This is a genomic window from Pseudanabaena sp. 'Roaring Creek', assembly GCF_001402795.1.
Taxonomy (GTDB): Bacteria; Cyanobacteriota; Cyanobacteriia; order Pseudanabaenales; family Pseudanabaenaceae; genus Pseudanabaena.
Genome location: NZ_LIRE01000683.1, coordinates 1 through 9,105, shown reverse-complemented (window position 1 = coordinate 9,105; position 9,105 = coordinate 1). Strand labels below are relative to the sequence as shown.

At 42.5% G+C, this 9,105-nt stretch carries 18 protein-coding genes; 11 read left to right on the top strand and 7 right to left on the bottom strand.

Translation table 11 applies throughout. The annotated features are described in order from the left end of the window. The coding region (locus AC805_RS19185) for a tetratricopeptide repeat protein (protein WP_156341484.1) at positions 1-623 on the top strand (623 nt) is incomplete at its 5' end. Positions 624-727: 104 nt separating this feature from the next. Here AC805_RS19185 and AC805_RS19180 read toward each other — a convergent pair. From AC805_RS19180 to AC805_RS19165, 4 genes are all read right to left on the bottom strand, one after another. Further along, the gene (locus AC805_RS19180; protein WP_055076884.1) at positions 728-937 is read right to left on the bottom strand and encodes a hypothetical protein; all 210 of its coding nucleotides are present in this window, start codon (positions 935-937) and stop codon (positions 728-730) included. 143 nt (positions 938-1,080) lie between these two features. Then, positions 1,081-1,425 carry a hypothetical protein gene (locus AC805_RS19175; protein ID WP_055076883.1) on the bottom strand — a complete coding sequence of 115 codons (345 nt, stop codon included), beginning with the start codon at positions 1,423-1,425 and terminating at the stop codon, positions 1,081-1,083. Between the two features lie 112 nt (positions 1,426-1,537). Further along, positions 1,538-1,948 (bottom strand): hypothetical protein, encoded by a 411-nt coding sequence (locus AC805_RS19170; RefSeq protein WP_055076882.1) that lies wholly within the window; start codon positions 1,946-1,948, stop codon positions 1,538-1,540. Between the two features lie 112 nt (positions 1,949-2,060). Further along, positions 2,061-2,351 carry a hypothetical protein gene (locus AC805_RS19165; RefSeq protein ID WP_055076881.1) on the bottom strand — a complete coding sequence of 97 codons (291 nt, stop codon included), beginning with the start codon at positions 2,349-2,351 and terminating at the stop codon, positions 2,061-2,063. 528 nt (positions 2,352-2,879) lie between these two features. On the opposite strand from AC805_RS19165, the gene AC805_RS19155 reads away from it, so the two are divergent. After that, positions 2,880-4,073, top strand: a complete 1,194-nt coding sequence (locus tag AC805_RS19155) for a hypothetical protein (protein ID WP_055076879.1) — start codon at positions 2,880-2,882, stop codon at positions 4,071-4,073. Positions 4,074-4,108: 35 nt separating this feature from the next. Here the strand turns inward: AC805_RS19155 and AC805_RS19150 are convergent, their stop codons facing one another. The 3 genes from AC805_RS19150 to AC805_RS27500 form a co-directional block, all read right to left on the bottom strand. Continuing rightward, positions 4,109-4,606, bottom strand: a complete 498-nt coding sequence (locus AC805_RS19150) for a hypothetical protein (RefSeq protein WP_055076878.1) — start codon at positions 4,604-4,606, stop codon at positions 4,109-4,111. An 18-nt stretch (positions 4,607-4,624) separates the two neighbouring features. Then, entirely contained in the window at positions 4,625-5,218 is a 594-nt protein-coding gene (locus AC805_RS19145) for a hypothetical protein (RefSeq protein WP_156341483.1), read from the bottom strand. 540 nt (positions 5,219-5,758) lie between these two features. Next, positions 5,759-5,998: a helix-turn-helix transcriptional regulator gene (locus AC805_RS27500; protein ID WP_055076876.1), complete on the bottom strand. Its 240-nt coding sequence runs from the start codon at positions 5,996-5,998 to the stop codon at positions 5,759-5,761. Between the two features lie 175 nt (positions 5,999-6,173). Here AC805_RS27500 and AC805_RS19135 point away from each other — a divergent pair, with 175 nt between their 5' ends. The 9 genes from AC805_RS19135 to AC805_RS19105 form a co-directional block, all read left to right on the top strand. Then, on the top strand, positions 6,174-6,407 hold the full coding sequence (locus tag AC805_RS19135; RefSeq protein WP_055076875.1) for a hypothetical protein: 234 nt from the start codon (positions 6,174-6,176) through the stop codon (positions 6,405-6,407). Then, positions 6,404-6,649, top strand: coding sequence for a hypothetical protein (locus AC805_RS19130; RefSeq protein ID WP_055076874.1), 246 nt, complete (start codon positions 6,404-6,406; stop codon positions 6,647-6,649). The genes AC805_RS19135 and AC805_RS19130 overlap by 4 nt, the downstream gene beginning before the upstream one ends. Positions 6,650-6,690: 41 nt before the next feature. Beyond that, positions 6,691-6,939 carry a hypothetical protein gene (locus tag AC805_RS19125; RefSeq protein WP_055076873.1) on the top strand — a complete coding sequence of 83 codons (249 nt, stop codon included), beginning with the start codon at positions 6,691-6,693 and terminating at the stop codon, positions 6,937-6,939. Positions 6,940-7,056: 117 nt separating this feature from the next. Continuing rightward, positions 7,057-7,398 carry a hypothetical protein gene (locus AC805_RS19120; protein ID WP_055076872.1) on the top strand — a complete coding sequence of 114 codons (342 nt, stop codon included), beginning with the start codon at positions 7,057-7,059 and terminating at the stop codon, positions 7,396-7,398. After that, positions 7,382-7,561, top strand: a complete 180-nt coding sequence (locus AC805_RS25795; protein WP_197278790.1) for a hypothetical protein — start codon at positions 7,382-7,384, stop codon at positions 7,559-7,561. The genes AC805_RS19120 and AC805_RS25795 overlap by 17 nt, the downstream gene beginning before the upstream one ends. Before the next feature lie 4 nt (positions 7,562-7,565). Then, positions 7,566-7,802 (top strand): hypothetical protein, encoded by a 237-nt coding sequence (locus AC805_RS19115; RefSeq protein ID WP_055076871.1) that lies wholly within the window; start codon positions 7,566-7,568, stop codon positions 7,800-7,802. A gap of 113 nt (positions 7,803-7,915) precedes the next feature. After that, positions 7,916-8,107 carry a hypothetical protein gene (locus AC805_RS25790; RefSeq protein ID WP_156341480.1) on the top strand — a complete coding sequence of 64 codons (192 nt, stop codon included), beginning with the start codon at positions 7,916-7,918 and terminating at the stop codon, positions 8,105-8,107. Then, positions 8,076-8,477 carry a hypothetical protein gene (locus tag AC805_RS19110; RefSeq protein ID WP_055076870.1) on the top strand — a complete coding sequence of 134 codons (402 nt, stop codon included), beginning with the start codon at positions 8,076-8,078 and terminating at the stop codon, positions 8,475-8,477. The genes AC805_RS25790 and AC805_RS19110 overlap by 32 nt, the downstream gene beginning before the upstream one ends. A 4-nt stretch (positions 8,478-8,481) precedes the next feature. Then, positions 8,482-9,105 (top strand): DUF3854 domain-containing protein (locus AC805_RS19105; RefSeq protein ID WP_156341479.1); only part of this gene is annotated, 624 nt, incomplete at its 3' end.

The following is a 9,105-nucleotide window of genomic DNA, read 5'->3' as shown; positions in this document are numbered from 1 at the left end:
AAGCAGAACCACTGTATAAACAAGCCATTGCACTGATGCAAGAAATTTTAGGCGAGCGCCATCCCAATGTCGCCACCAGTATCAATAACCTCGCAGGGCTGTACGAATCGCAAGGGAGATATGAAGAAGCAGAACCACTGTATAAACAAGCCCTTGCCCTGAGACAAGAAATTTTAGGCGAGCGCCATCCCGATGTCGCCTCCAGTATCAACAACCTCGCAGCGCTGTACGAATCGCAAGGGAGATATGAAGAAGCGGAACCACTGTATAAACAAGCCCTTGCCCTGAGACAAGAACTGTTAGGCGAGCGCCATCCCGATGTCGCCTCCAGTATCAACAACCTCGCATTGCTGTACAAATCGCAAGGGAGATATGAAGAAGCAGAACCACTGTATAAACAAGCCCTTGCCCTGAGGCAAGAACTGTTAGGCGAGCGCCATCCCGATGTCGCCTCCAGTATCAACAACCTCGCAGGGCTGTATCGTTCGCAAGGGAGATATGAAGAAGCAGCCACCCTTTACATGAAAGCACTAAAGATTCTGGAAGTTTTGCTAGGTCTGGAGCATCCAAATACAAAAACTGTTCGCAATAATCTTAAGTCTTTACGCGATCTACAAAACTAAGGAATATTAAACAGGATGGACAAGGCAGATACCAGAAAGGTGATCGCTAAATTAGCGATCGCCTTTCTGGTTGATGGGGTGGTTTAGACTATTTTGCTAAACTGCTAAACAAAATCAAAGCTTGATAAAAGTCCAGCTTGGTAAAACTTGATCTCTAATGAGTCTGAATATTCACCAAATGCATCCTCAGCCTCTTCATAGGTTTTAAATACACCAGAAAGACGAATACCTCTTGAACTGAAGATGTAAAAGCCATCCTCTTTCATGCCTATGTCAGAGCATCTTTTAGTGTCATGGAATCTAAGCTTTGCCATTAGATTTTTTGTAACGCTACACAATCTATTATTACTTAGTCTGTAATGGTAATTAAGCACACCAAATAACCAAGAGAGGCGATCGCTAAATTAGCGATCGCCTCTCTTGGTTATTTGGTGTCGTCATTGGTGAAGGTAGCAAATCAAGCCTGTTTCCTGTTAACCATTTCAATCATTAGGCGGATATTTTCTGCTTGGACTTTCGCGGCTTCGGCTTGAATTTGAGCGGCGACTGAGAGGCGATCGATGTTTAAGGCTTGCTGCTTGGTGATTTCCTTAATTTCTACCAGTTCAGTGTGGAGGGTTTCGCGTTGCTCTTTGGCTTCTTCGCTGACGCTGTGGATTTCGGCTTTGATATTGGGCAATTCTAGATATAGAGCCTCAATCAGCTTGTTAATTTGTTCGCCTTGTTGATCGATCTTGTCAGCAATCCGCTCCACCTTGTCGGCAAATCGGTCTAATCGTTCATCTGTCCATCTTTCAGTCATTGGTTTATTTTCTTGTCTAACTTGATTTTATGTGATTCGGATTGGAATGATTCATAACCGCACAAAATCGCTAAATTAGCGATCGCCTTTCTTATTGTTTAGTTTGGTGTGGTTATTTTTGTCTAGCTAGCCAGTCCTTGAACTCATGATACTTCGCCCACCTTGCCGAATCTGTCGAAAATTCGCCTCGATGCTGCGGCAATGTTCCCCATGCGGCGCGTTGCGCCGCCTCGAACTCTTCGATTTTTTCGAGTAGTTGAGCATTATCGGTTGCTTGAGAAACGGGGGCAATGCTTAAAGCTGGCTTACCAGTAATTGCGGTTAGCTCTTGGCTGATATCGTCGGGATTAAGGCAAAGTTGATTAAGTTGAGCCTGTTTGATTTTGCCTCCGTCAACTTGTCGCGCCAAACTTAGCAAAGTATCCGCTAAGTATTCGGGGATTCTGATCACCTTGTCGGCAGGTTGTGACCATACAGCCTTAAAGGTTGGATTCCCTCTCTTTTTTGGTACTTCTGTCGTCATCGCTTCTAAAAAATAGTGTAACGCTATTCATTAAACAGCAATAACCACAAAAAAGCAATAGCGTAACGCTATTTATTGTCACGTTACGCTATTGCTTTTAATTTGGTGCGATTTACAAAATTGTGACGTGGTTTTCTGGTACGTCTAGCACTTGACCGCAATGGGTTTTTATAGTGCAAATCTTGAAGGTTAACCCGTCCAATTCTTCTTTTGAACGCTTCAAAACTGTGCAAAGTTTGCCATTGTACCAAGCCTCTGAAGTGCTTAAAATCTGCTTAGGTTTTGTGCTAGCTGGTACGGTTGCGACACTGCCTAAAATATTGAGGCTAAGTTGTCTAGAGGTAGCCTGTTGTTGGACTGTAGTTTGCGCTGGTACTAGATCGGGAATGAGTGATAATTGCATAAGGTTTAATCCTGATTGTAAAAAAAATGTTTTCAAAGCGATCGCCTATCTCATAAATAGGCGATCGCTGTTTGTTGCACTACACAGATCGAGATTTTATAAATCTCGCAACTGCTAGCAGGTTTTTAAAAGACCAAATGGCTAGGCTATCCATATCGAAAACAATGTAGCCCTGTGGATAGTAAGCTTTGTTTTCGTAAATAGAAGCGTCAAGAGAAATACGGTTAAAGGCATGATCGAAATAGCATCGTTTTGATATTGCTTGTGAGTGCAATTTTGCTATCTCTTGATGCTCAAAGTTAACCTCAAAATAAATAGAAAATCTATTGTCGCAGGAAGAAAAAGATCTATATTCCATTAGCTTTTTTGATTGGCTTGAATAATTGCGTAACGTTATTCTATGCATCTATTTTGTGACTGTCAATAGCGTTACGCAATTATTTTAAAGATCCTATAAATTGCGTTACGCTATTGACCTATAATCTTAACCTATGTAGAATAAATAGCGTAACGCAATTTATAAAAGCAATGAGTCAGCTACATTTTTTCAATCCAACACAAACCACGCTCGATCTAGATATCCCTAAACGTGGCAATCCAAATTTTAAAAACAAATATTTGTCAGGTACTACAAAACCGATAAGAATACCGATCGCACATATCTCTAAAGTTCAAACTTATATAAAGGCTTTAGAAAATAATCAATTATTTATTACTAATCAAGAAGTTCAAAAAATTAATATTAGAGAATTGGTTTTAAATCCAAAACGATTTCAATACAAGCTTATACATGGTGCAAGCGGATCTACGGGTAGCTTGAGAGAGGTTAAGCAATGGGATGATAATCTAGCTGGGTTGATACTGGTTTGGCTCGATCCTGATGATGGGAAAACATATGTGATTAATGGTCACAACCGTGTGACACTCGCTTTAAATTTGGGTATAGAGCTTTTATGGGTTAAGTATATAAATGCTAGTAATGCCATAGAAGCAAGGGCGATCGGCGCGTTAGCGAATATCGCAGACGATAAAGGCAATGCTATAGACGCTGGTAAGTTCTTCAGAGATATGGGATACAGCTCTGATAACTTGCCTAAAAATATTGACCTTACTAAGACTGTCTGCTCACAAGGTTTAGCACTTGCAAGGCTTTGTGATGAGTTGTTTATGCAAGTGGTTAACGGTGATATCTCTACAGCGATCGCCGTTGCCATTGGTGAAAACTTACCAGATCGCGATCTTCAACTTGACTTATGGGAGTTACTGAAATCTCGCAAGAATGTAAAGGCCGATCTAGTTTGTGAGTTATGCCAAGTTGTCACCAATGCCAAAAAGTCTCATGCAGACAATAGCGTTACGCTATTTGATTTAGGTAGCTTTATGGCAAGTAACGCAATCTACTTAGCGGAATTGCAAGCCTATATCAAACAAAGATTATCTAGAGATCGCCGTTTATTTCGTACTGTGGCAAAGTCTCGCAATGCGGAAAGTTTGAGCCGTGCTAATAACCACATTGACCGAGATAAATCTGCACAAATTGCTGATGAGAGCGATTACATTTTGAGATTATTTGATGAGTTAAAGGCTTATAAAAATAGCGTTACACAATTGCTAAATGAGTTCGCCGATCGGTTAGGCAATGGCGAAAATTGTAATGATGACTGCTATATAGCTGTTTGCGAATATCTAACCAGTGTGACTTTGCGAGACTTGGCAGCATAGCAAGGCGATCGCTAATTTGGCGATCGCCTTCATCGTTAAGCCTGTTTTCGGTTGAGCATTTCGATCATTAGTCGGATGTTTTCTGCTTGGGTTTTGGCGGTATCAGATTGGACTTTGACCGATTCGGCTTGAGCTTGGGCGGCGAGTGCTTGAGCTTGGGCAGCACTGGCATAGCGATCGGCGGTTAGGGCTTGCTGTTTAAATACTTCTTTAAATTCATACAACTCGTTTTTGATGTCTACTACGTCATTGGCTACGACATCGTTACGGGTATAGAGATGCTCAACTAGGCTGTTGATGTTGGTATTTGTAACCCTTGTTTCTTCTATCAAAACTTGCACTGATTGAGTCAGCGCTATTAATGCAGCTTCTAGCCTTGCTGGTTCGTTATCTTGTGTCATTTGCCAATCTCGCTTTATAAATTTTGTGAGCCGTTGAAAGCTTTGCTGTACATAGGCTTTATCTGTTTGCAGGTAGATTTTGTGCAGTTGTAAAATTGCTAAATTAGCGATCGCCTCTTTTGGTGTCCTCATTTATGAGGGTAGCAAACTTTATCGTTTAGGTGGCTGTTTGAAATGAATGCCAGTTTTATTTTTGAGATTCACTAAGTCACGATCCACCGAATTGACTTTGTTATTTGCTGGTTCAGACTTGGCTTTATCAACCGATTTTTTGGAAGGCGGATTATTGATGAGGTCATAGCCATGAAATATATAAATACTGACTACAGCCCATGTAAAAGCAACTCCCGCCGAAAACACCTCTAAGTCTTGCAGGTAGCGACCAGTGTAACGAGATGAATTTGGGATAAAGGGTGAGGTGATTACTAGGGCTATCAATATTCCGAAAAACATCACCACATAGGATAAAGCTGCCTCTTTGATGCTTGAGGGTGATGGTATTTTTTTAGCCCATCCCTCTGGCTTGTTCCCCAACAGCCAACAGTGAATATAGGCATAAGCAATGAATGGTAAAACCAATGCGATCGCGAGAGTGAGTAAAAACAGACTTGGATTTGTATTACCAAAAAGTAAGAATTTCCCATATCTCCCAGAAAATATTAATCCCCCACTCATCAGGCTAGCTATACCTATGAGAATGCTGACCCGTAACCAGCTAACGCTCCTCGGCATCCATGCAGACATATCAACTCCTTGCTTAAAGTTGCAATCTATTTTGTTAATTCAGAAAAGATCTGTTCCCTAGTTATTTCCTCATTAACTAAGCATTTAATCATAACATTTTTAGCCTTTTCTGGTAATACTTGGATTAACGTCCTACAAGAAAGGCGATCGCTAAGTTAGCGATCGCCTTTCTTTGTTCCTTTGCATCTCTTAAAAGATAGAGCTAAACCCTAAGCATAAAGACAAACAATATTTGTGGTTTGCTAGAGGTGATTTTTAGAGCAAGTTTGACTGTCTGGTTGCAGGAATGAGATCAAAGCAAGAAAAACATTAGCCAAAAAATGATCGATGTTTTTGCTCCCTTTCTCAGACTTAGATTTTCTAAATCAGATATTAATGACGAATCAGATTGATTCAAATCCATCTTGGTTCCTATCCGATCAATCATCTCATTCAGCTCCTCTTCTGAGCCGTTCTCATCCGTTAGGAGTTGATTCCGACTACTTTTCGATCTCTTTCCGATCTGCTTCCGATTGCTAACTGATCCGCTTGTCGGATCAGTTATGCGACTTTTGGGAGTGGGATACTCTCCAGCTCGTCCGCTACAAGAGCGACATACATGTGTCTCGCTTCGGATGGCATAGCTCTCAATATGCTTACTAGATTATCCGCCTTTATATCTCTGGAATTATTCCTGTAACGAGATATTGTCTCAGCGGCGACTCCACTCAGTTCAGCCAGTTGCTTTGCCTGTAAATCAAAATGATTGATGACGTAATCTAAAGCTTTTCCTGAGTTCATATTTTTTTCTTTCACGTCTTGACGATTTAGTCAATAAGCATATTTAAGCACAGACTTAAGAAACTGGTATTTTGTTGCAACTTTAGTCAATTAATTTAATCCTAAAGCTAGGTATTGACGATTTCGTCAATCATGCCTATCCTGCAAGAAAGCAATTGACGTTTTCGGCATTTACATGACAAAAGAACAGTTTATGAAGAAGTCTCTGATCGAACTTCAAACATTGACTGGTATTGATAACGCCCAATGGTGTCGCTATCTAAAACACCGTCAAGGGATGAGTGTCAAGACTTTGAGGAAGGCAGCTTCAGGGCTGCAAATGAAGGAGCAAGATTTGATTGAGGCGATTGAGGCTAGACGGTCTGCTTCTAAAGATGGTCGCTACGATGTGCGGAGGCTGAGTGCATGAGTACTTTGTTTTCGCCTAACGAGTTGGCTGAGGCTAAGCAGACCTATCTGCAAGCCACTGAAAGGCAACGAGATCCAAAGACATCAATCAAAGAATGGCTAGAGCTAGACATCAAGCGTGAAGCTGTCCTCACTCAGATAGCACTCATCAAAGGCTTCATTCAAACCATCCCCGCTGACGGATTGCTCGCCACCAAAGACTGGGCGCAAACCATCGACTTTATCCATCAAATCAATGCCTAACCCCCTAGAAATCAAATTCTTTATCAGCAAGGTATTCATCCATGACAATCGCACCCGTAACTAAGCCTTTGCCCTCAGACATAACCGCCGAAATTATCGAGCTTCCTACCATTTCCAAGGCTTTGCTATTAAACGAAATAACCAGCGAAGTTTTAGAAGCGATCGACGGGTTTGAGATTCTCTCTCTCAGTGCCACAACTACCCAATGGCTCAAAGCCCTCAACGTTTCCGAGAGCCTAATCCTCGTCCAGACCCTAGCCCGACTGATTACCGACGAAGTGAAGAAATGAGAGCAATCTCGCTAGCACTTCTCCTCCTCGCCGCCCACTAAGAACCAGCCCAAAGTTACAGCCAAGCCCCTCGCGCTTGCGCTGACTCCAGAAAACACGATACTCAAGTAATCCCCCATGCTACAACCTGACAACGAAGCTTTAGAGCAGCCCCTCGACAACCTCAAGCGAATCAACGAGCTAGAGGAACAAGTCAAGCAATTAGAAGCTCAACACGCAATCGCCTTAAAGCAAGCCCAAACCACTCATATCAACGCTTTCAATCAATTTAAAGATGATGTGATTGTTTGCCTTAAAGCCCTTGAGTTAGTGGCGATCGCCTCACACCGTCACGGACAAATCGAGCTATCTCACAAAGTCCGTGATTTCAGGATGAGCCATCTCAAATCGATCATCAAAAATGCATTGCTTGATTTTGGCGATCGCCGAATTTCCTACGGCTATGACGACGACTTCTAGACGATACAGGCTAGATGAGCCGCTTTGCCTTGCCAAAGGCATCACCCGAAATAAGCAAGTCTGGCTAGAAGAAATTCAGCCCCAAGAGAAAGGTTTTCTCTTCACCGAGAAATACCGACAAGTAAGCCTAATCAAGCTACTCAAACTTTTACCAAAGCCCTAAACCTATGGAAAACAATCTATCCCCAGCCGAATTGGTTCAAGCCTATCTACAGGAAAAACATCGCTTTGAATCTCTATCCGATCAATTGACAGAATCTAAAGAGCGTAGAGATGCCTTTGAGCATGATATTCGCCGCCATTTGATTGAACCTCATGAATACAATCCTTTACTCATAGAAGGCAACATCCTTGTCCAGCTTATTGACGGCTATCTAAGCGTTTCTTCTGTAACCAAGCTTTAACCAATCACGCGATCGCCTAATTACCACTGGTGCAATTAGGCGATCAAACCCATCAAATCAAAGCTATGGCAAAAAACAAAAACAATCGATTTATTCAGTGTTATAGATGCCAGATGGAAATAGACCTTGCATCTCAAGAGGTCAGAGAGGTTAAGGCTTGTAACTGGTGTGGTAGTCGAGAGTTTTTACTTGACCTGACTGCTCATCAAGCTTCTTTTATGTATTCCATCAATCCAGAAACTAACGGAAAGAGATTACGCAAAGGTGATTACCATGCCGATGAATCGCAAACTTTACCCTCATAACTGGGAAGCGATCGCCTTTTCCATCAAAGAGGCAGCCAACTGGACTTGTCAAAACTGTGGCAGACCATGCCGAAAGCCCAAAGTTGCATGGGTTGATTTTGTTCGGTGGCTATTAGACCAAGGCGAAACGGGATGGTATAACGACACCTCAGACTACATCTCTTGTGATGAGACAGGCGAATGGGGATACAAAGAACGCCCCCACAGATTTACCCTCACCGTTGCCCATCTCAACCACAAACCTGAAGATTGCCGCACCGAAAACTTAAAAGCCCTCTGCTTCCCATGTCATGCCAGATATGACACAGCACAAATGAAACTCAAAAAACGGCTCAAAGCCGAGCGTTTAGGACAACTGACCCTGTTATAAAACAATGCCCTCAACACAAATAATTGATGAACTATCTCAAGCTCATCTCAAGGAATGGGAACAAACAGACCCCGATATAGTGCGGATGAATGTCCGCACTGTGACCGATGAGCGCACAATCAGCTATCTCCTAGGCTGGAAAACTGGACGCTGGAAAAGCGGATGGAAAAACGGCGGCGGTTGGGCGGTTTGGGGTGATAGTCTCGGACGAAACACCGAATATTCGGGACTCCAATTTAAGCCCGACAGTCCCAGAACTGTTACCAATGGCGACAAAGAGAAAATCTTTAAGTACGAATCACCCATCAAATCCAACAAAGAAGCGCCCCCCGAACCACTATTTTTAAAAATTCCCGATCGCATCTGGGAAAAAATAGCCCAAAAATGGGAAGTTCCGATCTTGCCCGATGACTATCCCCAAGGCTTCTGGCAATGGGTTAAAAATAATAGCCTTGTGCCTATCATTCTCACCGAAGGAGCAAAGAAAGCAGGCGCAACTATTACTAATGGTTATGTCTGCATCTCTATCGCAGGTGTTAGTACTGGTCAATTTCATGGGCGCATCAATCCGATGATTAAAGATTTCATCGGGACCGGGCGATCTGTTTACCTTGCATTTGATAGCGAT